General features: G+C 72.7%; 26 protein-coding genes. 18 read left to right on the top strand and 8 right to left on the bottom strand.

Annotated features, from left to right (window positions below):
* Positions 1 to 14: 14 nt before the first annotated feature.
* The 6 genes from AC07FJ_RS12140 to AC07FJ_RS12115 all read left to right on the top strand — a co-directional run bounded on the left by AC07FJ_RS12140 (position 15) and on the right by AC07FJ_RS12115 (position 6926).
* Positions 15 to 1151: an ABC transporter ATP-binding protein gene (locus tag AC07FJ_RS12140; RefSeq protein WP_479047956.1), complete on the top strand. Its 1137-nt coding sequence runs from the start codon at positions 15 to 17 to the stop codon at positions 1149 to 1151.
* A 201-nt stretch (positions 1152 to 1352) separates the two neighbouring features.
* Complete coding sequence (locus AC07FJ_RS12135) at positions 1353 to 2972, top strand: peptide ABC transporter substrate-binding protein (RefSeq protein ID WP_479047955.1); 1620 nt, start codon at positions 1353 to 1355, stop codon at positions 2970 to 2972.
* Between the two features lie 52 nt (positions 2973 to 3024).
* On the top strand, positions 3025 to 3948 hold the full coding sequence (locus AC07FJ_RS12130; protein WP_479047953.1) for an ABC transporter permease: 924 nt from the start codon (positions 3025 to 3027) through the stop codon (positions 3946 to 3948).
* Positions 3941 to 4894, top strand: coding sequence for an ABC transporter permease (locus AC07FJ_RS12125; protein WP_361419667.1), 954 nt, complete (start codon positions 3941 to 3943; stop codon positions 4892 to 4894). The genes AC07FJ_RS12130 and AC07FJ_RS12125 overlap by 8 nt, the downstream gene beginning before the upstream one ends.
* A gap of 18 nt (positions 4895 to 4912) precedes the next feature.
* Entirely contained in the window at positions 4913 to 5905 is a 993-nt protein-coding gene (locus AC07FJ_RS12120; protein ID WP_479047950.1) for an ABC transporter ATP-binding protein, read from the top strand.
* Complete coding sequence (locus AC07FJ_RS12115) at positions 5889 to 6926, top strand: ABC transporter ATP-binding protein (RefSeq protein ID WP_479047947.1); 1038 nt, start codon at positions 5889 to 5891, stop codon at positions 6924 to 6926. Before AC07FJ_RS12120 ends, AC07FJ_RS12115 begins: the two co-directional genes overlap by 17 nt.
* A gap of 153 nt (positions 6927 to 7079) precedes the next feature.
* Here AC07FJ_RS12115 and AC07FJ_RS12110 read toward each other — a convergent pair whose 3' ends face one another.
* Positions 7080 to 9227 (bottom strand): prolyl oligopeptidase family serine peptidase, encoded by a 2148-nt coding sequence (locus AC07FJ_RS12110; protein ID WP_479047945.1) that lies wholly within the window; start codon positions 9225 to 9227, stop codon positions 7080 to 7082.
* A 157-nt stretch (positions 9228 to 9384) separates the two neighbouring features.
* Between AC07FJ_RS12110 and AC07FJ_RS12105 the strand changes: the two genes are divergently transcribed.
* The 4 genes from AC07FJ_RS12105 to AC07FJ_RS12090 all read left to right on the top strand — a co-directional run bounded on the left by AC07FJ_RS12105 (position 9385) and on the right by AC07FJ_RS12090 (position 13010).
* Positions 9385 to 9579, top strand: coding sequence for a hypothetical protein (locus AC07FJ_RS12105; protein ID WP_355364084.1), 195 nt, complete (start codon positions 9385 to 9387; stop codon positions 9577 to 9579).
* A 71-nt stretch (positions 9580 to 9650) separates the two neighbouring features.
* A complete protein-coding gene (mshB, locus tag AC07FJ_RS12100) occupies positions 9651 to 10595 on the top strand; it encodes an N-acetyl-1-D-myo-inositol-2-amino-2-deoxy-alpha-D-glucopyranoside deacetylase (RefSeq protein ID WP_479047943.1) in 945 nt (314 codons plus the stop codon).
* Positions 10592 to 10960, top strand: a complete 369-nt coding sequence (locus AC07FJ_RS12095) for a DUF6113 family protein (protein WP_479047940.1) — start codon at positions 10592 to 10594, stop codon at positions 10958 to 10960. Before mshB ends, AC07FJ_RS12095 begins: the two co-directional genes overlap by 4 nt.
* A gap of 151 nt (positions 10961 to 11111) precedes the next feature.
* The gene (locus AC07FJ_RS12090; RefSeq protein WP_479047938.1) at positions 11112 to 13010 is read left to right on the top strand and encodes a peptidoglycan binding domain-containing protein; all 1899 of its coding nucleotides are present in this window, start codon (positions 11112 to 11114) and stop codon (positions 13008 to 13010) included.
* A gap of 76 nt (positions 13011 to 13086) precedes the next feature.
* Here AC07FJ_RS12090 and AC07FJ_RS12085 read toward each other — a convergent pair whose 3' ends face one another.
* Entirely contained in the window at positions 13087 to 13629 is a 543-nt protein-coding gene (locus AC07FJ_RS12085) for an SMI1/KNR4 family protein (protein ID WP_479047935.1), read from the bottom strand.
* 396 nt (positions 13630 to 14025) lie between these two features.
* On the opposite strand from AC07FJ_RS12085, the gene AC07FJ_RS12080 reads away from it, so the two are divergent.
* On the top strand, positions 14026 to 14784 hold the full coding sequence (locus tag AC07FJ_RS12080; protein WP_479047932.1) for a PepSY domain-containing protein: 759 nt from the start codon (positions 14026 to 14028) through the stop codon (positions 14782 to 14784).
* A 21-nt stretch (positions 14785 to 14805) separates the two neighbouring features.
* On the opposite strand, the gene AC07FJ_RS12075 is transcribed toward AC07FJ_RS12080, so the two are convergent.
* The gene (locus AC07FJ_RS12075) at positions 14806 to 15633 is read right to left on the bottom strand and encodes a SirB1 family protein (RefSeq protein WP_479048341.1); all 828 of its coding nucleotides are present in this window, start codon (positions 15631 to 15633) and stop codon (positions 14806 to 14808) included.
* A 5-nt stretch (positions 15634 to 15638) separates the two neighbouring features.
* Positions 15639 to 16703, bottom strand: coding sequence for a GNAT family N-acetyltransferase (locus AC07FJ_RS12070; protein ID WP_479047929.1), 1065 nt, complete (start codon positions 16701 to 16703; stop codon positions 15639 to 15641).
* A 115-nt stretch (positions 16704 to 16818) separates the two neighbouring features.
* Here AC07FJ_RS12070 and fdxA point away from each other — a divergent pair, with 115 nt between their 5' ends.
* Together fdxA and dapC are read left to right on the top strand one after the other, a co-directional pair.
* Positions 16819 to 17142, top strand: coding sequence for a ferredoxin (fdxA, locus tag AC07FJ_RS12065; protein ID WP_361419634.1), 324 nt, complete (start codon positions 16819 to 16821; stop codon positions 17140 to 17142).
* Between the two features lie 143 nt (positions 17143 to 17285).
* The gene (dapC, locus tag AC07FJ_RS12060; protein ID WP_361419631.1) at positions 17286 to 18398 is read left to right on the top strand and encodes a succinyldiaminopimelate transaminase; all 1113 of its coding nucleotides are present in this window, start codon (positions 17286 to 17288) and stop codon (positions 18396 to 18398) included.
* 82 nt (positions 18399 to 18480) lie between these two features.
* Here the strand turns inward: dapC and AC07FJ_RS12055 are convergent, their stop codons facing one another.
* Complete coding sequence (locus AC07FJ_RS12055) at positions 18481 to 18912, bottom strand: ATP-binding protein (protein ID WP_361419628.1); 432 nt, start codon at positions 18910 to 18912, stop codon at positions 18481 to 18483.
* A gap of 324 nt (positions 18913 to 19236) precedes the next feature.
* A complete protein-coding gene (locus AC07FJ_RS12050) occupies positions 19237 to 20172 on the bottom strand; it encodes a VldE C-terminal domain-containing protein (protein WP_479047926.1) in 936 nt (311 codons plus the stop codon).
* Positions 20173 to 20210: 38 nt separating this feature from the next.
* On the opposite strand from AC07FJ_RS12050, the gene dapE reads away from it, so the two are divergent.
* Both dapE and AC07FJ_RS12040 read left to right on the top strand, forming a co-directional pair.
* Positions 20211 to 21314 carry a succinyl-diaminopimelate desuccinylase gene (dapE, locus tag AC07FJ_RS12045; RefSeq protein ID WP_479047924.1) on the top strand — a complete coding sequence of 368 codons (1104 nt, stop codon included), beginning with the start codon at positions 20211 to 20213 and terminating at the stop codon, positions 21312 to 21314.
* 77 nt (positions 21315 to 21391) lie between these two features.
* Positions 21392 to 22162, top strand: coding sequence for an LOG family protein (locus AC07FJ_RS12040; RefSeq protein WP_361419622.1), 771 nt, complete (start codon positions 21392 to 21394; stop codon positions 22160 to 22162).
* 51 nt (positions 22163 to 22213) lie between these two features.
* Here AC07FJ_RS12040 and folP read toward each other — a convergent pair whose 3' ends face one another.
* A complete protein-coding gene (gene folP, locus AC07FJ_RS12035; protein ID WP_479047922.1) occupies positions 22214 to 23074 on the bottom strand; it encodes a dihydropteroate synthase in 861 nt (286 codons plus the stop codon).
* A 104-nt stretch (positions 23075 to 23178) separates the two neighbouring features.
* On the opposite strand from folP, the gene AC07FJ_RS12030 reads away from it, so the two are divergent.
* Entirely contained in the window at positions 23179 to 23610 is a 432-nt protein-coding gene (locus AC07FJ_RS12030) for a hypothetical protein (RefSeq protein ID WP_479047920.1), read from the top strand.
* A complete protein-coding gene (locus tag AC07FJ_RS12025) occupies positions 23607 to 24188 on the top strand; it encodes a DNA-3-methyladenine glycosylase I (protein ID WP_479047917.1) in 582 nt (193 codons plus the stop codon). Before AC07FJ_RS12030 ends, AC07FJ_RS12025 begins: the two co-directional genes overlap by 4 nt.
* 11 nt (positions 24189 to 24199) lie before the next feature.
* On the opposite strand, the gene chcB is transcribed toward AC07FJ_RS12025, so the two are convergent.
* Positions 24200 to 24988: a 2-cyclohexenylcarbonyl CoA isomerase gene (chcB, locus tag AC07FJ_RS12020; protein ID WP_479047915.1), complete on the bottom strand. Its 789-nt coding sequence runs from the start codon at positions 24986 to 24988 to the stop codon at positions 24200 to 24202.
* A gap of 309 nt (positions 24989 to 25297) precedes the next feature.
* Between chcB and AC07FJ_RS12015 the strand changes: the two genes are divergently transcribed.
* On the top strand, positions 25298 to 25465 hold the full coding sequence (locus AC07FJ_RS12015; RefSeq protein ID WP_179198936.1) for a DUF3117 domain-containing protein: 168 nt from the start codon (positions 25298 to 25300) through the stop codon (positions 25463 to 25465).
* Positions 25466 to 25497 lie beyond the last annotated feature (32 nt).

Here is a 25497-nt window from a genome sequence, read left to right as displayed (position 1 = left end):
TGGGGCTAAAGACCATGAGCGAGAACAACACCACCAAGGCCGCCGGCGAAGCGGTGCCGCAGCAGCGCGACCGGTCCTCGGCCGAGCCGCTGCTGGTGACCAAAGGACTGACCAAGCACTTTCCGATCATGGGGGGCTTCCCCATCAAGCGGAAGGTGGGCGCGGTCCAGGCCGTCGACGGCGTGGACCTGACCGTCTACCCCGGCGAGAGCCTGGGCCTGGTGGGCGAGTCCGGCTGCGGCAAGTCGACCACCGGCAGGCTCCTGACGCGCCTGCTGGAGCCGACCGGCGGCACCATCACCTACCGCGGCCAGGACATCACGCACGCCAAGCGCAAGCAGCTGGCGCCGATCCGGTCCGAGATCCAGATGATCTTCCAGGACCCGTACGCGTCGCTGAACCCGCGGCAGACCGTCGGCACGATCATCTCCGGGCCGATGGAGATCAACGGCATCAACCCGCCCGGCGGCCGTGAGAAGCGCGTCCGGGAGCTGCTGGAGATCGTCGGGCTCAACCCCGAGCACTACAACCGCTTCCCGCACGAGTTCTCCGGCGGCCAGCGGCAGCGCATCGGCGTGGCCCGGGCGCTCGCCCTGGAGCCGAAGCTGATCGTCGCGGACGAGCCGGTCTCCGCGCTGGACGTCTCCATCCAGGCGCAGGTCGTCAACCTGCTCCAGGACCTCCAGCGGGACATGGGCATCGCGTTCGTGTTCATCGCGCACGACCTCGCCGTCGTACGCCACTTCTCCGAGCGCGTGGCCGTGATGTACCTCGGCAAGGTGGTGGAGGTCGCCGACCGCGACTCGCTCTACAACCGCCCGCGCCACCCGTACACGCACGCCCTGCTGTCGGCGGTGCCGGAGGCGGACCTCGACACCGAGCGCCGGGAGCGCATCCGCCTCTACGGAGACGTGCCCTCCCCGATCATGCCGCCGTCCGGCTGCCGCTTCCGTACGCGGTGCTGGAAGGCGCAGGACATCTGCGCGAGCGAGGAGCCGCCGCTCGTCCAGGTGGAGGGCAACCGCGACGGTCACCTGACGGCGTGCCACTTCCCGGAGGAGCCGACGACCGAGGCGCGCGGCGAGGACATCGTCCTCGACCCGGCGCTGGCCGCCCTGGAGGCGGAGGCGACGCCGAAGAAGACGGTGTAGCGCCACGGCGCAGCGCCGCTTGTGCGCCCGAGGGCCCCGCACCGCCGCACCCGCGGCGGAACGGGGCCCTTTCGCGTGCCCCCGCCACTCCTGCGGACGCGATGGGCGTGCGGGCCCGCCCGGTATGCGGTGGTATGTGGGTCCAGGCCGGGACCGAGGACGGAGGCCCGGGGACCGACGACCCCCCACGGGAGGCACCCCATGCGCGGAGCCACGTACGTCAGGTCGGCCGCATGCGCCGTGGCCGTCGCCCTCGCGGCGACCGCCTGCGGCGGAGGCGCCGCCGACGGTGGCGCCGACGGGATCGTGCGCTCCTCCTGGGGCGACCCGCAGAACCCCATCGAGCCGGCCAACACCAACGAGGTCCAGGGCGGCAAGGTCCTCGACATGGTCTTCCGCGGCCTCAAGCGGTACGACCCCGAGACCGGCGAGGCGCGCGACCTGCTGGCCGAGAAGATCGAGACGACCGACTCGAAGAACTTCACCATCACCCTCAAGCCCGGCTGGACCTTCAGCAACGGCGAGCCCGTCACCGCCCGCTCCTTCGTCGACGCCTGGAACTACGCGGCGCACATCGACAACAAGCAGAACAACGCGCCCTTCTTCAGCGACATCGCCGGCTACGACGACGTCCACCCCACCTCCGGCGCCCCCCGGGCCAAGACGATGAGCGGACTGGTCGTCAAGGACGACCGGACCTTCACCGTGACGCTCAAGGACACCTTCTCCAGCTGGCCCGAGACCCTCGGCTACCACGCGTTCGTCCCGCTGCCCCGCGCCTTCTTCACCGACCACGACGGCTGGCTGGACAAGCCGGTCGGCAACGGCCCCTACGCCGTGGAGTCGTACCAGAAGGGCTCCGCCATGAAGCTGCGCCGCTGGGACGGCTACCGGGGCCCCGACAAGGCGCGCAACGGCGGCGTGGACCTCGTCGTCTACACCGACAACAACACCGCCTACACCGACCTGATGGCGGGCAACCTCGACCTCGTCGACGACGTCCCCGCGCAGCAGTTGAAGAACGCCGCGAACGACCTCGGCGACCGCTACATCAACCAGCCCGCCCTCATCCTCCAGACCCTCGCCTTCCCGATGTACCGGCCGGAGTGGGCCAAGCCCGGCATGGAGAAGGTCCGCCGCGGCCTGTCCATGGCCATCAACCGCGACGAGATCACCCGCCAGATCTACCAGGGCACGCGGACGCCCGCGAAGGACTGGACCTCCCCGGCCCTCGGCCGCGAGGGCGGCCACACGCAGCTGTGCGGCGACACGTGCGCGTACGACCCGGCCCGGGCCAAGAAGCTCATCGAGGAGGGCGGCGGCCTGCCCGGCGGGCGGCTGACGCTGACCTCCAACGTCGACACCGGCTCGCACCGCGCCTGGATGGACGCCGTCTGCAACAGCGTCAACAACGCGCTGGACAAGGGGCCCGTCTGCACCGTCGACCCCGTCGGCACCTTCGCCGACTACCGCAACCGCACCACGACCTTCCGGATGTCCGGCCCCTTCCGCTCCGGCTGGCAGGCCGACTACCCGCTCATCCAGAACTTCCTCCAGCCGCTGTACTACACCGGCGGCTCCGCCAACCACGGCAAGTTCAGCGACCAGCGGTTCGACGCGCTCGTCGACAAGGCCAACCGCACGACCGACCAGGCCCAGGCGGTCAAGGACTTCCAGGCCGCCGAGCGGATCCTCGCGGAGCAGATGCCGGTCATCCCGCTCTGGTACCAGAACGGCAGCGCCGGCTACTCCGAGCGCCTGTCCGACGTGGCCCTGAACCAGTTCAGCGTCCCGGTCTACGACCGGATCAAGGTCAGCTGACGCCCGCGCGAGCATTCCGCCCCGACCGCGCCCGACGACGACCGGAGCTCCCATGGGACGCTATGTGATCCGGCGGCTGCTCCAGATGATCCCGGTGTTCATCGGCAGCACCTTCCTCATCTTCTTCCTGGTGTACGCCCTCGGCGACCCGGTCGCCGCGCTCTTCGGCGACCGCGAACCCGACCCCGCCACCGCCGCCCGCATCCGCGCGGAACTCCACCTCGACGAACCCCTGTGGAAGCAGTACCTGCTCTACATGGGCCAGATCTTCCGCGGCGACTTCGGCACCGCCTTCAACGGCCGCCGCGTCACCGAACTGATGGCCTCCGCCTTCCCCGTCACCCTCCGCCTCACCCTCGTCGCCATCGTCATCGAGGTCCTCATCGGCATCACCCTCGGCGTCGTCAGCGGCCTCAAGCGCGGCCGTCCCCTCGACACCGGCCTGCTCGTCCTCACGCTCGTGGTGATCTCCGTCCCCACCTTCGTCTCCGGCTACCTCCTCCAGTACCTCCTCGGCGTGCAGTGGGGCTGGGTGCGCCCCTCCGTCTCCCCGGACGCCCGTTTCGACGAACTGCTCCTGCCCGGCACCGTGCTGGCGCTGGTGTCCCTGGCGTACGTCACCCGCCTGAGCCGTACGTCCATCGCCGAGAACCTCCGCGCCGACTACGTCCGCACCGCCATCGCCAAGGGCCTGCCCCGCCACCGGGTCATCACCCGGCACGTGCTGCGCAACTCGCTCATCCCCGTCGTCACCTTCATCGGCGCCGACATCGGCTCGCTCATGGGCGGCGCCATCGTCACCGAGCGGATCTTCAACATCCACGGCGTCGGCTACCAGCTCTACCAGGGCATCCTCCGCAACAACGCGCCCACGGTCGTCGGCTTCGTGACGATCCTGGTCATCGTCTTCCTGGTGGCGAACCTGCTCGTCGACCTGCTGTACGCGGTCCTGGACCCGAGGATCCGTTATGCCTGAACCCGCACGCGACCGGTTCGACGCCGTCGCCCCGACCGGCGCGGGCGGCGCCATGGACCTCGCCGTCGCCGAGGCCGGCACGCTCGGGGCCGACGACCGCCGCCCCCGCTCCCTGTGGAGCGACGCCTGGCACCAGCTGCGCCGCAACCCCGTCTTCGTCGTCTCCGCCCTCCTCATCGTCTTTCTCGTCCTGATCGCCCTCTGGCCGCAGATCCTCACCTCCGGCGACCCGCTGCGCTGCGACCTGTCCAGGTCGCAGCAGGGCCCGGCACCGGGTCACCCGTTCGGGTACGACACCCAGGGCTGTGACGTCTACACCCGTACGGTGTACGGCGCACGCGCCTCCATCACCGTCGGCGTGTGCGCCACCCTCGGCGCCGCGCTGCTGGGTAGCCTGCTCGGCGGGCTCGCCGGTTTCTTCGGCGGCTGGTCGGACGCGCTGCTGTCGCGCACCGCCGACGTGTTCTTCGGCATCCCCGTCGTCCTCGGCGGCCTGGTGTTCCTCTCCGTCGTCACCAGCTCCACCGTGTGGCCCGTGGTCGGCTTCATCGTGCTGCTCGGCTGGCCCCAGGTCGCCCGCATCGCCCGCGGCGCCGTCATCACCGCCAGGGAGCACGACTACGTCCAGGCCGCGCGGGCGCTCGGCGCGGGCAGCGGGCGCATGCTGCTGCGCCACGTCGCGCCCAACGCCGTCGCGCCCGTCATCGTCGTGGCGACCATCGCGCTGGGCACGTACATCGCCCTGGAGGCCACGCTGTCCTTCCTCGGCGTCGGCCTGCGCCCGCCGACCGTCTCCTGGGGCATCGACATCTCGAACGCCGCCCCGCAGATCCGCAACGCCCCGCACATGCTGCTCTGGCCGGCCGGAGCCCTGTCCCTCACCGTGCTCGCCTTCATCATGCTCGGCGACGCCGTGCGCGACGCCCTCGACCCGAAGCTGCGCTGATCCCCAGGAGCCGCCGCCATGTCCGACACCCTGCTGGAGGTACGCGACCTGCGCGTGGAGTTCCGTACCCGCGACGGGATCGCCAAGGCCGTCAACGGCGTCTCGTACGCGGTCGACGCCGGCGAGACACTCGCCGTGCTCGGTGAGTCGGGCTCCGGCAAGTCCGTCACCGCGCAGGCCGTCATGGGCATCCTCGACACGCCGCCGGCCCGGATCACGGGCGGCGAGATCCTCTTCAAGGGCCGCGACCTGCTCACCCTCAAGGAGGACGCCCGGCGCCGGATCCGCGGCGCCGAGATGGCGATGGTCTTCCAGGACGCCCTGTCGGCGCTCAACCCGGTGCTCACCGTGGGCGACCAGCTCGGCGAGATGTTCGTCGTCCACCGGGGCATGTCGAAGCGCGACGCCCGCGCCAAGGCCGTCGAGCTGATGGACCGGGTCCGCATCCCGGCGGCCCGCGAGCGGGTCGGGCAGTATCCGCACCAGTTCAGCGGCGGCATGCGCCAGCGCATCATGATCGCCATGGCGATGGCGCTGGAACCGGCCCTCATCATCGCCGACGAGCCCACCACCGCCCTCGACGTCACCGTCCAGGCCCAGATCATGGAGCTCCTCGCCGAGCTGCGGCGCGACCTCGGCATGGGACTGATCCTCATCACCCACGACCTCGGCGTCGTCGCCGACGTCGCCGACCGGATCGCCGTCATGTACGCGGGCCGGATCGTCGAGACCGCGCCCGTCCACGACCTCTACCGGGCCCCCGCCCACCCCTACACCGCCGGGCTGCTCGACTCGATCCCGCGCCTGAGCGACAAGGGCAGGGAGCTGTACGCGATCAAGGGCCTGCCGCCGAGCCTGCTGGACATCCCGCCCGGCTGCCCCTTCCACCCGCGCTGCCCGCGCGCCCGCGACGTGTGCCGCATCGACGAACCGCCGCTCCACGAGGTGTCCGACGAACGGGGCAGCGCCTGCCACTTCTGGAAGGAGACCCTCGATGCCGCCGATTCTTGAGGTGCGCGGGCTCGTCAAGCACTACCCCCTCACCCAGGGCGTCCTGTTCAAGAAGCAGACCGGCGCCGTCAAGGCCGTCGACGGCGTCGACCTCACGCTGGACGCGGGGGAGACGCTCGGCATCGTGGGGGAGTCCGGCTGCGGCAAGTCCACCCTCGCCCGGATGCTCGTCAGCCTCGAACGGCCCACGGCCGGGCGGATCCTGTACAAGGGCGAGGACATCACCCGGCTCTCCGGCCGCGCCCTCAAGGCCGTCCGCCGCAACATCCAGATGGTGTTCCAGGACCCGTACACCTCCCTCAACCCGCGCATGACGGTCGGCGACATCGTCGGCGAGCCGTACGAGATCCACCCCGAGGCCGCGCCGAAGGGCGACCGGCGCCGCCGGGTGCGGGAACTGCTCGACGTCGTCGGCCTCAACCCCGAGTACATCAACCGCTACCCCCACCAGTTCTCCGGCGGCCAGCGCCAGCGCATCGGCATCGCGCGCGGCCTCGCCCTGCGCCCCGAGGTCATCGTGGCCGACGAACCGGTGTCCGCCCTCGACGTCTCCGTACAGGCGCAGGTGATCAACCTGCTGGAGCGCCTCCAGGACGAGTTCGGCCTGAGTTACGTCTTCATCGCGCACGACCTGTCGATCGTGCGGCACATCTCCGACCGGGTCGGCGTGATGTACCTCGGCAGGATCGTCGAGACCGGCACCGACACCGAGATCTACGACCACCCCACGCACCCGTACACCCAGGCCCTGCTGTCGGCGGTGCCGGTGCCCGACCCGGCGGCGCGGGCGTCGCGGGGCGAGCGGATCCTGCTCACGGGTGACGTGCCGTCCCCCGCCGACCCGCCTTCCGGGTGCCGCTTCCGCACCCGCTGCTGGAAGGCGCGCGACACCTGCGCCCTGGAGGTGCCGCCGCTGGCCGTGCCGGTGCCGCTGGCGCACCGGGAGGGCCCGGCGCGGCACGACTCGGCCTGCCACTTCGCGGAGGAGAGGCGGGTGGTGGCGCCCGGGCCGTCCCTCTGACCGGCTCACCTGACGGGCACTCAGTGCTTAACAGCCGGGTAACGGCACGGACTTCGCTCCGATATACGGACACGCCAGTCTGGAGGGCGTACGGCCGTGCGGGTGCCGTGGACCGGCCGGGGCGCAGCGAGCTCGCCCCGGCCGGTCGCCTTCTCAGGCCAGGTTCAACGACCGCTTCAGGAAGTCCACCTGGAGCAGCAGCAGGTTTTCGGCCACCTGCTCCTGCGGCGTCATGTGCGTCACGCCCGTGAGCGGCAGCACCTCATGGGGTCGGCCGGCCGCCAGCAGCGCCGACGACAGCCGGAGCGTATGGGCCATCACCACATTGTCGTCCACCAGACCATGGATGATCATCATCGGCCTGGCCGGCTCCTGCGGCGCCACCAGACCGTCGTCGCCCACCAGCGAGTTCGCCTCGTACACCTCCGGCGCCTCCTGCGGCATCCCGAGGTACCGCTCGGTGTAGTGCGTGTCGTACAGGCGCTGGTCGGTCACCGGCGCCCCCACCACGCCGGCGTGGAACACGTCCGGCCGCCGCAGCACGGCGAGACCGGCCAGCAGGCCGCCGAACGACCAGCCCCGGATCGCCACCCGGTCCAGGTCCAGCGGGAAGCGGTCCGCCAGCCCGTGCAACGCCTCCACCTGGTCGTCCACCGTCAGCGTCAGCCGGTCCTTGACCGCCTTCTCCCAGGCGGGCGACCGCCCCGGCGCGCCCCGCCCGTCCGCCACGATCACCGCGAACCCCTGGTCGGCGAACCACTGCGACGTCAGGTGCGCGTTGTGCGCGGCCAGCACCCGCTGCCCGTGCGGCCCGCCGTACGGGTCCAGGAGCACCGGCAGCGGCCCGTCGCCCTCCTCGTACCCGCGCGGCAGCAGCACGGCGCACGGGATGCGGTGCGGGCCCGACTCGGTGAGCGTCAGGCGCGGCGACAGCACCGGCGTCTCGGCGTACGACGCGATCTCCGCCACCGGCTTGCCGTCGCGCAGCACCCGCACGGTCTGCCCCGGCGCGTCGGGTCGCGACGACGCCAGGACCGTCACCGCACCGCACCGCACCGCCGAGTGCACCCCCGCGCCCTCGGACAGTCTTTCGACGCCGAGTTCATTGACCCGGTACACATGAATCTCGCCAATTTCCAGATCCGGTCCGGGCGCCTCCTCGCCCGCCGACGCCTGGACGAGTACATCGTTGTCGCCGACGTCCAGCACGGCCCGCAGCTGCGTCTGCGCCCCGGTCAGCGCGCGGTCGCCGACCGCCAGCACCCGGGCCCCCGCCTCGTCCGCGATCCGCACCAGCCGGCCGTCCGGAGCCCAGGCGGGGACCCCCGGCAGCAGCTCCAGCCACACCGGGTCCTCGTCCACGTGCACCGTCCGCGTCGTCCCGGAGGCCGTGTCCACCGCCAGGTACGCCTGCGTCCGCTGGTCCCGCGCCTGCACCAGCAGCAGCGGAGCCCCCGCCGACGACCAGTGCACCCGCGCCAGGTACGGGTAGCGCGCCCGGTCCCACTCCACCTCCGTACGGGACCCGTCCAGCCCGACGAAGCACAGCCGTACGTCGGCGTTGGCCGTGCCCGCCGCCGGATAGGCCACCTCGGCCGGCCGCCGGTCCGGATGCGCCGGGTCCGAGAGCCACCAGCGCTGTACGTCGCTGTCGTCGACCCGCGCGACCAGCAGGCGGTCCGACTCCGGCGACCACCAGAAACCGCGCGAGCGGCCCATCTCCTCGGCCGCGACGAACTCCGCGAGCCCGTAGGTGACGTGCGCGTCCTCCGGTTCCGCCAGGGCCCGGTCGCCCTCCCCGTCCGCGCCGGTCACCCGCAGCGCGCCCTGCGCCACGTACGCGATGTGCCGGCCGTCGGGGGAGGGGCGCGGGTCGATCACCGGCCCGCGCGCGGGCAGTTCGCGCGCCGTCCCGGCGCGCAACTCCGCCGCGAACAGGCGTCCGGACAGCGCGAACGCCGCCAACTCCACCGCGCCGTCCACCGCGTAGCCGACGATGCCGCCCGCGCCCTCCCGGCTGCGCTCGCGGCGCGCCCGCTCCTCCGGCGGCAACTGCTCCTCGGCACCGCCGAGCAGCGCTTCCGGGTCGGCGGCGAGGCGCTCGCGCGGCTCGCCCTCGAGGTCGAGCAGCCACAGCTGGTGGGCGCGGTGGGTGGAGCCGGGTGAGCGGAGGAAGACGACCCGGTGACCGTCGGGTGAGACGGTGAACGCCCGGGGTGCGCCGAGGGTGAAGCGCTGGGTCCTGGCGTACTGACGGGGGAACGAAAGCTGTTGCCTTGAGGTCTGTTGCCTGGAGGTCATGCGTCCGAAACTAGCGGTCGTGCGCCCCCATGTGCTGCCGTGCACCGATCGATGCGTGAGATCGGATAGTTATGATCCGTACGGCCAGATGGGTATGTACCCTCCGGCACATGCGCGCTGCCCGGTCCGACGTGAATATCTATGGAGGTGAACCGCCGTGGCACTCTCGATTTCGGTGGTTGTGCTGCTGGCGATCGTCGTCTTCCTGCTGATCAAGAAGTCGGGGCTGAAGGGCGGGCACGCGGCCGTCTGCATGCTGCTCGGCTTCTACCTGGCGAGCTCCTCCATCGCGCCCACCATCAGTGAGCTGACGACCAACGTGGCGGGCATGATCGGCGGGATCAAGTTCTAGACGCCCGTCGCGGGCCGTCCTAGGGCGCCGTCCGTCCGTACCGGGCACCCCGTCCGTTCTAGGGTGTCCGTATGACGGAACTGCCCTCCCGTCGTCTGCTCCTGGTGCACGCGCACCCCGACGACGAGTCGATCAACAACGGCGCCACGATGGCCAAGTACGCGGCCGAGGGAGCCCAGGTCACCCTGGTGACCTGCACACAGGGCGAGGAGGGCGAGGTCATCCCGCCCGGCCTCGCCCATCTCGCACCCGACCGGGAGGACCGGCTGGGCCCTCATCGCGTCGGCGAACTGGCCGCCGCGATGAAGGAGCTCGGCGTCACCGACCACCGCTTCCTGGGCGGACCCGGCCGCTTCCGCGACTCCGGGATGATGGGCGCCCCGCAGAACCACCGCGACGGCGCCTTCTGGCACACGGACGTGGACGACGCCGCGCCGTACCTGGTCGAGGTCATCCGCTCCGTACGGCCCCAGGTGCTCATCACGTACGACCCCGACGGCGGCTACGGCCACCCCGACCACATCCAGGCCCACCGCGTCGCCATGCGCGCGGCCGAACTCGCCGCCGAACCCGCCTACCGGCGCGACCTCGGCGACCCCTACGAGATCGCCAAGATCTACTGGAACCGGGTGCCGCGGGCGGTCGCCGAGGAGGGCTTCGCACGGCTGCGCGCGGCCGGCGCCTTCCCGGAGGTGGCGGCGGTCGAGGACGTACCCGGCCTCGTGGACGACGGGTCCGACGACACCCTCGTCACGGCGGAGATCGACGGGACGGCGTACGCGGAGCGGAAGGCGGCCGCGATGCGGGCGCACGCCACGCAAATCACCGTGGAGGGCGCGTTCTTCGCGCTCTCGAACAAGCTGGGCCAACCCCTCTTCACCACGGAGTACTACCAGTTGGTGCAGGGCCGCTCCGGCGCGCCCGCCGGGGAGCGGGAACACGACCTGTTCGCGGGGCTCTCGGGGCTTGCGGCGCTCCCGGGGCGCGCGGCGCACGCGGAAGGGACCGGGGCGTGAGCGCCGCACGCGCCGCCTCGTACGCGGGCCTCGCCGTCCTGGGCTTCCTGGTGGGCATCGCGGGCTCGCTGGTCCAAGGCGCCTGGGTGCCGGGCGGGTTGCTGCTCGCACTGGCGGGCACCGCCGGCCTCTTCTACGGCGCCCTGCGCCTCACCGGCACCCCGGCGGGCGTGGGGGCGGCCGGGGCCGGCTGGCTCGTCGCCGTCCTGCTGCTGAACCTCGGCCGCCCGGAGGGCGACGGGGCCTTCGCGGGCGGCGTCGTCGAGCTGGTCTACCTGCTGGGCGGGATGGCGGTCGCTGTGATCTGCGCCACCATGGTGCGGGTGCCGCCATCGGGCGGCCCGAGCGGCCGACTTGGCGTGTGACGTGCCCGGACCCGCCGGACTTCGTCCGGAATGACCGTTCCGGTTCTCCCGGGCACGGGGTACGTCCCGGCGGCGGCCAGTATGGTGGTGCGCGCCGCCGGGCGCCCGCGGGTGTGAGTGCGGGCGGCGGAGCCAACCGGGAGAACCTGCTTTGAGTCGTGAAACTGACAGTTCGTCCTCCGGCCCCCAGGGGCGCGGCGGAGCCGCGTACCCCTCGGGTACACCGCCGTACGGATCGCGCCAGTACGACGCTCCGGAGGAGGCGGCCCGGGCCGTCGCGGAGCCGGACGAGCCCAGGACCGAAACCACGCTGACGACGCGCATCCGGATCAACATCCCGGGTTCGCGGCCGATCCCGCCAGTCGTCATGCGCAAGCCGATGAGCGAGGCGGACGCCGGGGCCGGGACCGCGGCGTCCGCGGCGGCGCCGGAGCCCGCCGGGGACGCGCCGCAGGCGCGCTCCCAGGCCCCGTCGCAGGGCCGGGCGCAGGCACAGGTCCCGGCGCAGAGCCCGGCGCAGAGCCCGGCTCCGGCGCAGGACAAGCCGGCGAGCGACTGGTTCGCCCCGCGCAAGCCCCCCGCGCCCGCACCCGAGCCCGCCGCCCCCGCGCCCCAGGCGCCCGCACCCGAGGCGCCCGCGTCGGCCCTCCGGGACCTCGTGGGGACGGTGGACGCGCCGGCGTACGGCCCAGGGCAGGGGCCCGGCCACGGCGGCGGCCCCAACGGGCCGACCACCGGCCCGGCGACCGGCTCCATGAACACCGTCCCGCGCATGTCGGACGACACCGCCGTACTGACACCGCAGAAGCCGGCCCCCGAGCCCGCGGAGCACGCCTACACCCCGGTTCCGGGTCGTCCGGTTGCCCCGGGTCCGGTGGCTCCGGGTCCGGTGGGTCCGCCGCCGGGCGGGCACGTCTCCGGGGACACGCTGACCAGCGGCCTCCCGGTGATCCCCGCCGACCACGGCGCCCCGTCCCCGTCCCCCTCGCCGTTCCCGGTGACGGGCCCGGCCCAGGTGGCCGCGACCCACGCCACCGCCGAGCCCGCCGCCGCCCCGGCGCCCGCGCGACCGGCCCCCGCGGCCGCCCCGGCCCCGAAGAAGAAGGGCCGCTCCAAGCTGGTCCTGCTCGGTGCGGGCGTCGTGGGCCTCGCCGGTGTGGCGTACGGCGCCGGCCTGCTCCTCAACCACGCCGAGGTCCCGAAGGGCACCACGGTGCTCGGCGTCGACATCGGCGGCGGTACGAAGGAGGAGGCGGTCCAGAAGATGGAAGCCGCCTTCGGCAAGCGCGCCACCGCCCCGCTCCAACTGTCCGTGGGCGGCGAGAAGGAGGAGCTGGCCCCGGACAAGGCGGGCCTCTCCCTGGACGCCGAGGAGACGGTCCGCGCGGCCGCGGGCAGCGACTACAACCCCGTCTCCGTCATCGGCTCCCTCTTCGGCGCCGAGCGCGCGGCCCAGCCGGTGTTCCCGGTCGACGAGGAGAAGCTCGGCGTCGCCCTGACGGACCTGGCGGGCGCCTCCGGCTCGGCCACCGAGGGCACGATCACCTTCCAGCCGAACAAGCCCGTCGCGGTCCCGGGCAAGGCCGGCAAGTCGCTCGACGTCCCGCGCTCGATGATCTCGGTGCGCGACGCGTACCGCGCCCAGGTCGAGACGGGCAAGGAGAACGTCGTCGAGCTCCCCGTCACCACCAAGCAGCCGACGATCACCCAGGCCGAACTGGACCGGGCGATGAACGAGTTCGCCAAGCCCGCGATGTCCGGCCTCGTCACGATCAAGGCGGGCGGCAAGCAGATCCAGTTCGGCCCGGGCCGCTCGCTGCCGAAGATCCTCTCCATGAAGCCGGTCAACGGCCGCCTGGTCGAGGTCTACGACAAGAAGGCGATCAACGACCTGCTGGACGGGGTCTTCGACGGCGTCATGATCACCAAGGCGGACGGCAAGCAGCACCAGGTCTCCGCCGACGACGTCGCCCACGCCCTCCAGACGGCCCTGCTGGGCAAGACCCCGGCGGAGCGCACGGAGGAGATCGACCTCGACGGCGAGGGCTGACCCTCCCGTACGCGAAGGAGCCCCCGCCCGGACCGGGCGGGGGCTCCTTGCGTCTGCGCGGCGCGCAGGGGCGCTCTCACAGGATGTCGGCGTTCGGCGTGAACGTGTGAGGCCCGTCCGCCAGGCCGCCGACGTAGCAGGACTCGACCTCGCCCGTCAGCACCCCCACCAGGAAGCCGGCGCACGTCAGGGCGTGGTGCTCCCACTCCGGCCCTCGCCCCTCGTTGAGCAGCACCGTCCACTCCGCGGGCTCCTGCCCCGGCCCGGCGAGCCAGTACAGGTAGTGGCCGGCGCCCTCGACGTACGCCCAGGGGATCACCCGTGCGCCCTCGGCCCGGAGTGCGGCGGGCTGGGGCTCGCCCGCGGCCCAGAGCCCGGCCAGTGCGTCGCCGCACGCCTCGGCCTCGGCGAGGAGGTCGTAGTCCTCGTCGGAGCAGCCCGGCTCGAGCACCCAGATGGTCTCGTCGAAGACCCCGCCGCCGTACGTCTCGATGATCCGCTTGTAGTCGTCGGGCAGCGGACTGCCGAGTGCGGCCTCGACGGGCGCCCAGTCGGGGCTCCGGCGGGTCGAGGGGGGAGGCACGAGGGCGGTGAGCCGGGCGAGGGAAGGGTGCGTCATCGTCTCTCTCGGGCAGGTCGGCCGCGACAGGCCCGAACACCTCCCCGAGGGCGGGCGGTTCGGTCCGCTGAACGCGCCGAGCCGCGGTCGACCGGCACGCTGACCGATATTCCCACGGTCGACGCCACCACCGAACCCGACGGCCCCGACCTCGGCGACAACACCGCCACGGCGACCACCACCGTGAACAACTCCCGGGTCAACGGAGGCCCCGACTCCGACACCTGCACCACCGACCCGGGCGACACCCGCCTCAGCTGCCCGTAACGGGCGAAGCGCCGGCCGTCACCGGAGCCCCGGCCACACGGACGCGGGCCCCGGTGACGGCTTCGGCCGATCGGGTTGGCTTCCGCTCCCTCCGCATGGCGGTCCGGCGCCGGCGGTACGGGTGGCCACATGAGCGTGACGAACCGCACCCTCCGTGTCCGTGCCATCGCCGCCGTGTGCGCCCTCGCCGGTTCCGCCGCGCTGGTCACCGCCTGCGGGGCCGAAGAGACGAACCGGGCCGGTGCCGCCGCGCCCACCCCCACGCACGCGACGCCGAGCCCGCGCCTCACCCAGGACCAGGCCGAGCGCAAGGCCCTCGTCCCGGCGGCCAAGGTCGGCTGGGACAAGGCGGCCGCGACGGCGGTCGGCGAGGTGCGGCGGGGCAAGCTCGTGGAGATCGAGCTCAAGCGCGCGACCGCCGCGAGCCCCAGCCCCGGATCGCCCAGCCCCGGGGACACCGCGAACCCGTTCAACCCGAGCCCTGCCACGCCGACCCCCGCGAGCCCGGGCCCCGGCACCAGCCCCACACCCGGCGCGCCCGAGTGGGTCGCCAAGGTCGCCGGCACCGACGGCACCGTACGCACCCTCCACATCGACGCCGTCACCGGCAAGGTGACCCGCTCCCGAGTCGAGCCCGGCCAAGACGCCGACGACAAGCGCGAGCTCACCGGCCGGCTGGGCCGGGCCAAGCGGACCCCGCAGCAGGCCGCGAAGACCGCCACCGACAAGAGGAAGGGCACCGTCACCGCGGTCCAGCTGGACGAGGACGACGCCAACCGCCTCGTCTGGTCCGTCGACGTCGTCACCACCAAGGACTGGTACAAGACGACGTACGACGTCGACGCGGCGAACGGCCGGATCCTGCGCGAGCACGTCGACCGCGACTAGGACCTCGCGACGGGAGGGCCGTCAGTTCAGCATCGCCCGCGCCGCCCGCGCCAGGTCCCGGATCTTCCCCGCCGCCACCGGCTCGACCCCCGCCACCACCTCGGCGTACGCGTCCATCTCCGCCGCACCCGCGACGAAGTCGCCCCGCTGGATGAGCAGCTGGGCGCGCTCGTACCGCAGCCGCGCCGGATGGGACGGCAGCAGCAGGGACAGCTCCACCGCCCACAGCGCCACGTGCGAGCACTCGGGCCGGGCGGCGGCCCAGGCGCGGATGTTGTTGAGGATCCGCAGCACGACGTCCAACGGGTCGGCGGGGCGCAGCATCGACGGGCGCAGCGGCTCGCCGGTCGCGCCCGCCACCAGCAGCTCCACGTCCGTACCGGTCAGCAGCCGGCCCCGGTCGAACGGGTCGACCAGGACCCGCTCGTCCGGTCCGCCGAAGCCCACGACGAAGTGGCCCGGCAGCGCGACGCCGTGCACCGGCGCTCCCGCCCGCCGCGCCACCTCGATCCAGACGACGGACAGCAGGATCGGCAGGCCCCGGCGGCGCCGCAGCACCTCGTGCAGCAGCGACGACTCCAGACGCTCGTAGTCGCCGGGCGTGCCGTGGAAGCCGCACCGCTCACCGAGCAGTTCGGCGAGCGCGGCGGCCCAGTCATGCGGCTCGCGCAGGCCGTACGGCACCAGCCCGGCCAGCCGGTCCAGCTCGATCTCGGCGGCGTCGATCCCGGCCTCGCCCAGCTCCGGGTCGGCCTCCGCGCCCACCAGCAGGCACAGTGTCGCCAGGTCCGGCCGTTCCTCGCGGGCCGCCTCGGCGAACCGGCGCTGCCATTCGCTCGTGTGTTGCATACCGGTCACGTACCCGATTCGGGGGACCGGAAGTGGTGGTAGCGGTGGTGGAGGGCGAAGCCCATCCCGTCGTACAGCGCGCGGGCACCGCCGTTGTCCTCCTCCACCTGGAGCCAGGCCGCCGACGCGCCCTCCTCCAGCGCGCGGCGCGCCAGCGCCGCCATGACCGCCGTGGCCAGCCCCCGGCGCCGGTACGCCGGGTCCACCTCGACCGCCGCGAAGCCGGCCCACCGCCCGTCGACGACGCACCGCCCGATCGCGGCCGGCACCTCGCCGCCCTCCGGGTCCGGTACGGAGGCGAACCACACCGACGGTCCGCCGGCCAGCACCTTCAGCACGTGCGGCCCCGGCACCCCGGACCGGTTGTACCGTCGCAGCCACGCCTCGTCGAGCTCCCGGGACAGGACGACGCCCTCCGGCTCCACCAGGCCCGCGACCGGCGCGAGCGCGCCGATCCGCACCTCCGCGGTCACCTCGCGCCGCCACCCCCGCTCCTCCAACGCCGCGCACAGCCGCTCCTGCGTGCCCTCGGCCCCGGTCGCGGCCTGCACGTACGGCGGCAGGCCCCGCTCCCCGTACCAGGAGCGCACCCGCGCGAGCGCCTCGTCCAGGGGTATGCCGGGATCGCCGAGCGGCAGCGCCGAGTTGGCCCGCCGCGTGAAGCCCACCCGTCGCCCGGCCACCACCCCTCCCGGACGCCCTTCGGGCGGCACCTCCTCGAACGCCGCCCTCAGGGTCCACTCGCCGAGCGGCTCGCTCTCCACCGGCGGCCAGGCGCGCGCCAGCACCGGCGCGAGCTCCGGGAAGTCGGCGGCGGGGCCGCGGCGGCGGGCCGGCGCCGCGGGGACCACCTTGCCCGCGACCAGCGAGGATTCCGGGATGCGGACGGTCTCACCGGTCCGGCGTGTGATCAGCAGCACACCCTTGTCCCATGATGTGAGAACGCCGACCGCGTCGGTGAACGTCTCCCGGCCCGCACCGGGGTCGCCCAACCGGCGGACGGAGACGCGTTTCCCCACGTCAGCTGGGGTGATGCGGACCTCCAGCCGTCCGCCAGCAGTGAATTCCACAGCTCCGCGCGCCCCTCATGTTCGGATCGTTACCAAGAACGGAGATACTAGGTGCGGGCATCGACGACGCCGCGCTCCCGCGCAAGCCAGAGCCCTACCAAGGAGGAACGACAGCGTGACCTACGTCATCGCACAGCCTTGTGTCGACGTGAAGGACAAGGCGTGCATCGAGGAGTGCCCCGTCGACTGCATCTACGAGGGCCAGCGGTCCTTGTACATCCACCCGGACGAATGCGTCGACTGTGGTGCTTGTGAGCCGGTCTGCCCGGTCGAGGCGATCTTCTACGAGGACGACACCCCGGAGGAGTGGAAGGACTACTACAAGGCGAACGTCGAGTTCTTCGACGACCTGGGCTCGCCGGGTGGTGCCTCCAAGCTCGGCCTGATCGAGCGCGACCACCCCTTCATCGCCGCGCTTCCGGCCAACCCTAACGGCTGACGGCGCGCCCTCGGTCCCGTACGGCTTCGTCCGCTGTACGGGACCGACGTGTTTGGCCGTACGGGTGTGGCCGTGGTCGCCGTACCCGTACGCACAGAAGCCGTACGCAGAGAAGCCGTACGTAGAGAAAGAGAGCCCGCACCGTGTCCCCCGCCTCCTCGCGCGTCTCTTCGCGCCTGCCCGTTTTCCCGTGGGACAAGCTCGAGCCGTACAAGAAGACGGCCGCCGCCCACCCGGACGGCATCGTGGACCTGTCCGTCGGTACGCCGGTCGACCCCGTCCCCGAGCTGATCCGGCGTGCCCTGGCCGGCGCCGCCGACTCGCCGGGCTATCCGATGGTGTGGGGGACGCCCGAGCTGCGCGACGCGATCACCGGCTGGTGCGAGCGGCGCCTGGGCGGGCGCGGGCTCGCGCACACCAACGTGCTGCCGGTGGTCGGCTCCAAGGAGCTGGTGGCCTGGCTGCCCACGCAGCTGGGGCTGGGCGCGGGTGACGCGGTCGCCTACCCGCGGCTCGCGTACCCGACGTACGAGGTCGGCGCGCGGCTGTGCGGCGCGACCCCGGTCGTGTACGACGACCCGACGGAGCTCGACCCGGCCGGGCTCAACCTCAAGCTGCTGTGGCTGAACTCGCCGTCCAACCCGACGGGCCGCGTGCTCGCCAAGGACGAGCTGGTGCGGATCGTCGCGTGGGCGCGCGAGCACGGCGTGCTGCTCTTCAGCGACGAGTGCTACCTGGAGCTCGGCTGGGAGGCCGACCCCGTCTCCGTCCTGCACCCGGACGTCTGCGGCGGCTCGTACGAGGGCATCGTCGCCGTCCACTCGCTCTCCAAGCGCTCCAACCTGGCCGGCTACCGCGCCGCGTTCCTCGCGGGCGACGAGGCCGTCCTCGGCGAGCTGCTGCAGATCCGCAAGCACGGCGGCATGATCACGCCCGCGCCGGTGCAGGCGGCGACGGTCGTGGCGCTCGGCGACGACGCCCATGTGGCGGAGCAGCGTGCCCGGTACGCGGCGCGGCGCGCGGCGCTGCGCGGGGCCCTGGAGTCGCACGGCTTCCGGATCGAGCACAGCGAGGCGAGCCTGTACCTGTGGGCGACGCGCGACGAGCCGTGCTGGGAGACCGTGGCGTACCTGGCGGAGTCGGGGATCCTGGTGGCGCCGGGGGACTTCTACGGCGAGGCGGGGGAGCGGTTCGTGCGGGTGGCGTTCACGGCCACGGACGAGCGGATCGAGGCCGCGGTGAAGCGGCTGGGCTGACGCCCGCCCGGCACACGCACCACGAAGGGCCCGAGGAGCGGATGCGCCGCTCCCCGGGCCCTTCGGCGTGTACGCGGCGGCGTCAGCCCAGCGCCGGGAGCCCGCCGGCCGGGAGCTGCGGGGCCGCCGGCAGGCCGCCGCCGAGCGCGTCGGTCGGGGCGGCGGAGGCGGCGCCGCCGACGAGGTCACCGGCGTTGCCCGCGGCGTCGCCGACGGCCTGCTGGGCGGCGGGCGTCGTGGTCTCGCCCGTCTTGGCGACGGTGTCGCCGACGGCCGGCACGGACTTCTTCACCGCCGAGCCGCCGGCCTCGCCGGCCAGGTCGGTGGCGCCACGGGAGGCGCCGCCCACGGTGTCGGAGGCCGAAGCGGTGTCGAGGCTGGAGACGCCGCCGAGGTCGGTGGCCTGGGGCAGATCCACGGCGTTTGCGGAGCCGGCCGCACCGACCACGGGAGCTGCGCCCGCTGCGATCAGCAGCGCGGCACGGGCGATCCGACGGGTCAGGGGGAGGGACATGATGCTCCTTCGACGGGAGAGGTCGTTGTCTGTCCGACGATCGGACGCTGTGACAACCGGTCGGAGGGCGGGGGAGGTTGCGGTGGCCCAAGGTAAAGAGTTGGTAATGCATCGCATTATCTGCTTCACGCAAAAACGGGCAAAGTGAGGTGTAGGGGCGAGGGGCCGCAACCCTGCGCAGAACCGTCACTTCCCAGGCGCCGCAAGGAAAAGGGCGAGGATCGGCGAGGGGCGGCGCGAGGTCGGCGGAAAAAAGGGCGAGGGGGAGCCGCCGAGTAATTCGGGAGAGTGAATTCCAGCGCTACTGTGCGACCCGGATACGGGCTACTGTGCGACCCGGATACGGACTTCGCCGGTGTGCGCATCGCCCGGCTCGCGGGGATCGTCATCCGCCCGCCAGCCCTCGGCCGACCGCTCCACGCTCCATACGCGGCCGGCGTACGACACCTCCGCGATGCCCAGCGCGTCCGCCTGCGCCACCGCCCACTGCGCCAGCTCCCAGCCGCGCCGCGAACCCTCCGCGCCGTCGTCGCCCGTGGCCGTGCCCTCCGGCCCGGCGGACTCCACCAGCGCCGCCACCGGCAGGGCGATCTCCGAGGAGGCCGCGCCCTGGGCCTCCGGCAGCACCTCCTCGCCGAACGACCGCACCAACTCCGCGCGCACCTTCGCCGGATCGCCCGCCTCCGGTACGGCGCTGCCCGGCGTACACGTCAGCGACGCCGCCGACCGCCCGGTCAGCGCGGCGGCCAGCAGCGCGGCGTCCGGCTCGTGCTTCGCGTACGCCTGCGGGAACCCGCTGCGCTGCACGCGCTGCGCGGCGACCGTCAGCGGCAGGCGCGAGTACCCCGGGACCTCGGCCAGGCGCTCGTAGAACCGGCTCGCCGAGAAGACCGGGTCCATGATCTGCTCCACGGTGCCCCAGCCCTGCGACGGGCGCTGCTGGAACAGGCCGATCGAGTCCCGGTCGCCGTGCCGGATGTTGCGCAGCGCCGACTCCTGCAGGGCGGTCGCCAGCGCGATCGTGACCGCGCGCTCCGGCAGCCCGCGCGTGGTGCCGACGGCGGAGATCGTCGCGGCGTTCGACGCCTGCTCGGGGGTGAGCCGGTACGTGTGCGAGCCGGTGCCCACCGTGCACTGCGGGCCGCCCTTGCCCGTCGTCATGTACTGCGCCACCACGTACCCGGCGAGTGCCAGCAGTACGGCGAACGCGACGGCGGTGCGGACGATCCTGGGGTTGCGGGGGCGGGTGGACTCGGACACGAGCCCACCGTACTGGAGGCCGGGATAGGCTCGTCACCATGTCCGAGACCATGCCCGCGACCGCCTCCGCAGCCACGCTCGACCTGACCCTGGACGGTCCTGCGCTCACCGCCGCGCTCGTCGACTTCCCCTCCGTCAGCGGCACCGAGAAGCCCCTCGCCGACGCGATCGAACAGGCGCTGCGGACCCTTCCGCACCTGACGGTCGACCGGTACGGCAACAACGTCGTCGCCCGTACGAACCTGGGCCGCCCCGAGCGCGTCGTCCTGGCCGGGCACATCGACACCGTGCCGATCGCCGACAACGTCCCCTCGCGCCTGGACGAGAACGGCATCCTGTGGGGCTGCGGCACCTCGGACATGAAGTCGGGCGTCGCCGTCCAGCTGCGCATCGCCGCGACCGTGCCGGAGCCCAACCGCGACCTGACGTTCGTCTTCTACGACAACGAAGAGGTCGCCGCCCACCTGAACGGCCTCGGGCATGTGGCCGCCGCACACCCCGAGTGGCTGGCGGGCGACTTCGCGATCCTGCTGGAGCCCTCCGACGGCGAGGTCGAGGGCGGCTGCCAGGGCACCCTCCGGGTCCACCTGCGGATGACGGGCGAGCGCGCCCACTCCGCGCGCTCCTGGATGGGCTCCAACGCCATCCACGCCGCGGCCCCCGTCCTGGCCAGGCTGGCCGCGTACGAGCCGAGGCGGCCGGTGATCGACGGGCTGGAGTACCGCGAGGGGCTCAACGCCGTCGGCATCGAGGGCGGCGTCGCGACGAACGTGATCCCCGACGAGTGCACCGTCGTCGTCAACTTCCGCTACGCGCCCGACCGCTCCATGGAGGAGGCCGAGGCCCACGTGCGCGAGGTCTTCGCGGACTGCGGCGTCGACGAGTTCGTGGTCGACGACCACACCGGCGGCGCCCTGCCGGGCCTCTCGCACCCCGCCGCGGCGGCCTTCATGGAGGCCGTGGGCGGCGCGGCGCGGCCCAAGTTCGGCTGGACGGACGTGGCCCGGTTCAGCGCGCTGGGCGTGCCCGCGGTCAACTACGGCCCCGGCGACCCGCTCTTCGCGCACAAGCGGAACGAGCACGTCGCCGTCGACAAGATCACCCACTGCGAGCGGCGCCTGTACGACTGGCTCACTGCCTGACCACCGTAATTTCGCCATTCGTCATGTGCGTCGCCCTACCCTGAGCGGGAAACGATGTTCAGCGGAGGGAGCAGGTCATGGGCAACCCCGAGGCCGAGGCCGAAGGACTGCGGGCGCTCGCGGAACAGCGACTGGGGCCGGTGCTGCGCCGCCGTGAGCAGGTGCAGCCCGGTACGACCGATCAGCGGCTGCTGGACACCGCGGGCGACTCCGAGTGGGTGCACACCGACCCGTGGCGCGTCATGCGCATCCAGTCCGAGTTCGTGGAGGGCTTCGGCGCCCTCGCCGAACTCCCGGGCGCGATCAGCGTCTTCGGCTCCGCCCGCACACCGGTGGACTCGCCGGAGTACGAGGCCGGCGTCCGGATCGGCAAGGCGCTGGTGGAGGCGGGCTTCGCGGTGATCACCGGCGGCGGGCCGGGCGCGATGGAGGCCGCGAACAAGGGCGCGCGCGAGGCGAAGGGCATCTCCGTCGGACTCGGCATCGAGCTGCCCTTCGAGCAGGGGCTGAATCCGCACGTCGACATCGGCGTCAACTTCCGCTACTTCTTCGTGCGGAAGACGATGTTCGTGAAGTACGCGCAGGGCTTCGTCGTCCTGCCGGGCGGCCTGGGCACCCTGGACGAGCTCTTCGAGGCCCTCACCCTGGTGCAGACCAGAAAGGTCACCCGCTTCCCGATCGTGCTCTTCGGCACGGCGTACTGGTCCGGCCTGGTCGACTGGCTGAAGAACACCGTCATCGCGCAGGGCAAGGCCTCGGAGCGGGACCTGATGCTCTTCCACGTGACGGACGACGTGGACGAGGCGGTGGCGCTGGTGACGAAGGAGACGGGCGCGACTCCGCGTTAGCCGGTCCGCGCTGCGAGGGGCCGGGGCTCGTGCCCCGGCCCCTCGCCACGCCTACGCCAGCCCCCGGCGGGCGACGGCCGGCGGCCGGTGGCCGGCGATGGAGGCCACCATGTCGAGGACCTGCCTCGTCTCGGCGACCTCGTGGACGCGGTAGACCCGCGCGCCGAGCCAGGCCGAGACCGCCGTCGTGGCCAGCGTGCCGAGGACGCGCTCCTTGACCGGCCGGTCGAGCGTCTCGCCGACGAAGTCCTTGTTGGACAGGGAGACCAGGACCGGCCAGCCCGTCTCCACCATCTCCGGCAGGCGGCGCGTCGCCTCCAGGCTGTGCCGGGTGTTCTTGCCGAAGTCGTGGCCCGGGTCGATGAGGATCCCGTCGCGCCGCACCCCGAGCGCTGCCGCGCGCTCCGCGAGACCCACGGTGACGCGCAGGATGTCCGCCATCACGTCGTCGTACGTGGTGCGGTGCGGCCGCGTGCGCGGCTCCGCGCCGCCCGCGTGCGTGCACACCAGGCCCGCGCCGTACCGCGCGGCGACCTCCGCGAGCTTGGGGTCCACGCCGCCCCACGCGTCGTTCAGCAGGTCCGCACCCGCCTCGCAGACCGCCTCGCCGACCTCGTGCCGCCAGGTGTCCACGCTGATCACGACGTCCGGATGCCGGCGCCGCACCTCGGCGACGAAACCGACCGTGCGGCGCGCCTCCTCCGCGGCGGAGACCTCCTCGCCGGGGCCGGCCTTGACGCCGCCGATGTCGATGATGGCGGCACCCTCCGCCACCGCCTGCTCGACGCGGGCGAGCGCGGGCTCGTCGCGGAACGTGGCGCCCTGGTCGTAGAACGAATCCGGGGTCCGGTTCACGATCGCCATGATCACCGGCTCGTGCGCGCCGAATTCACGCCGTCCCAAGCGCAGCATCCCGTACGTCCTCCTCGCGTTACGTCGACTGCGACCTTAGCTGTCGGTGGCGCATGGCACGATCGGGAGCGGACGGTTCGGCTCTTACCGGGAGAGGCACGCCTGTGTTCTGGTTCTTGATGATCGCGATGGTCGTGGTGATCGCCGCGGTCACCCTCGCGGTGGTCGGCGGCGGTGAGAGCGAGGTCCTTCCCGAGGCGGCGCCCGAGCAGCTGGTGGACCCGCTGCCGCTGACCCGCCCGGTGGGCCGCGCCGACGTCGACGCCCTGCGGCTGCCGGTCGCGCCGCGGGGGTACCGGATGGCGGACGTCGACGACGTGCTGAGCCGGCTCGGCGCGGAGCTCGCCGAGCGGGACGCGCGGATCGCCGAGCTGGAGGCGGCGCTCGCCGGGGCGCAGGCCACCGCGGTCGGCGGGCCGGACCTCTTCGACAAGCGGCCCGCCCGCCCGGAAACGCGCCCGGAAACGCGCCCGGAGATCCGTCCGGAAACCCGTCCGGAAACGCGCTCCGGGGACGACGAGGAGCCGGGCCGGTGACCGGCGGAGTCGTACCCGGCCCGGACGGGAGGCCACGCTGCCCCTGGGGCGTCTCCGCGACCGAGTACGTGCCGTACCACGACGAGGAGTGGGGGCGGCCGGTCCACGGCGACGACGCCCTCTTCGAACGGCTCTGCCTGGAGGCCTTCCAGTCCGGCCTGTCCTGGATCACGATCCTGCGCCGCCGCGAGGGCTTCCGCCGCGCCTTCGCCGACTTCCGGATCGAGGCCGTGGCCGAGTTCACCGACGCCGACCGGGAGCGGCTGCTCGGCGACGAGGGCATCATCCGCAACCGCGCCAAGATCGACGCCTGCCTCGCCAACGCGCGCCTGCTGGCGGACTGGGCGCCCGGCGAGCTCGACGCCCTCGTCTGGGGCCACGCCCCCGACCGCGCCGGAAGGCCGGCGCCCCGCACGATCGCGGAGGTGCCGGCGGTGACGGAGGAGTCGACCGCGCTGTCGAAGGACCTGAAGAAGCGCGGGCTGCGCTTCATCGGCCCCACGACGGCGTACGCCCTGATGCAGGCGTGCGGACTGGTCGACGACCACCTGGCGGACTGCGTGGCCCGCCGGGCCTAGGGGGTTTCCGGCTAGCGGCCGAGGTACTTCGGCTGCTCCTTCGCGAGGAAGGCCTGGACCGCGATGGTGTGGTCCTCCGACGCGCCCGCCTTCGTCTGGAGCTCGTCCTCCTTCTCCAGCGCCTCCTCCAGCGTCCGGGACGCGCCGTACGCCAGGGACTCCTTCAGCGCGGCGTACGCGAGCGTCGGGCCCGAGGCGAGGGTCCGGGCGACCGAGGCGGCCTCGGCGGGCAGGTCCGCCGCCGGGACCAGCCGGTTCGCGATGCCCAGGTCGTACGCCTCCTGTGCCTTGATCGACCGCGGGAAGAGCAGCAGGTCGGCGGCGCGCCCGGGGCCCACCACGCGGGGCAGCGTCCAGGAGACGCCCGAGTCGGCGGTCAGCGCCACGCCGGCGAAGGAGGTGTTGAAGGACGCGGTGTCGGCCACGACGCGGTAGTCGGCGGCGAGCGCGAAGCCGAAACCGGCTCCCGCGGCGACCCCGTTCACCCCCGCCACCACCGGCTTCTCCATTCCGGTGATCGCCCGGACGATGGGGTTGTAGTGCTCCCGCACCGTGCTCATGGTCCGGCCGGAGCCGTCGCCCAGGAGCGAGATGTGCTCCTTGAGGTCCTGGCCGACACAGAAGGCGCGGCCCGTCGCGGTCAGCAGCACGGCCCGTACCGCCGGGTCGTCGCCGGCGGCGTGCAGCGCGTCCCGGAGGGCCACCTTGGCGTCGATGTTCAGCGCGTTCATGGCGTCCGGCCGGTTGAGCGTGATCGTCGCGAGCCCCTCGCTCACCTCGTACAGCACGGTGTCGGCCATGGCGGATCCCCTCATTCGATGACGACGATGTCCGCTCAGCATGGCGGAGATCTCCGCCCCCCTCCATGTGACCTGCGTCAAAGAAACTCCGGTGACGCGGCCGTACGCAGCGGCGAAGTATCGCAGGCGGATCGCCGAATTATGCGGTTTTGCGAGAGCGCGTTGCGGAAGCGATGCGGTCCGATGTTGGTCATCGGGTCCCGCCATGCGGGATAATGACCTGGAAGCAATGTGTTCGATGCCGGTGATGCGTGCCCATGCCAGAGGGCCGTCGGCGACGATGAGCTGGTTTCAGGAAGGGGAACGAGCATGGCGGCCATGAAGCCGCGGACGGGCGACGGCCCGCTCGAGGTGACCAAGGAGGGGCGGGGCATCGTCATGCGCGTTCCGCTCGAAGGCGGCGGTCGGCTTGTCGTCGAGCTGACTCCGGACGAGGCGAAGGCACTGGGCGAGGCGCTGGAGAAGGTCACGGCCTGACACTGCGCGCAGTTTTTTTCCGACGGCCCCGG

The sequence above is a fragment of the Streptomyces sp. NPDC045998 genome (assembly GCF_056430285.1).
The sequence above is the reverse complement of the archived record's forward strand: the minus strand, read 5'-3'. Positions and strand labels throughout refer to the sequence as shown.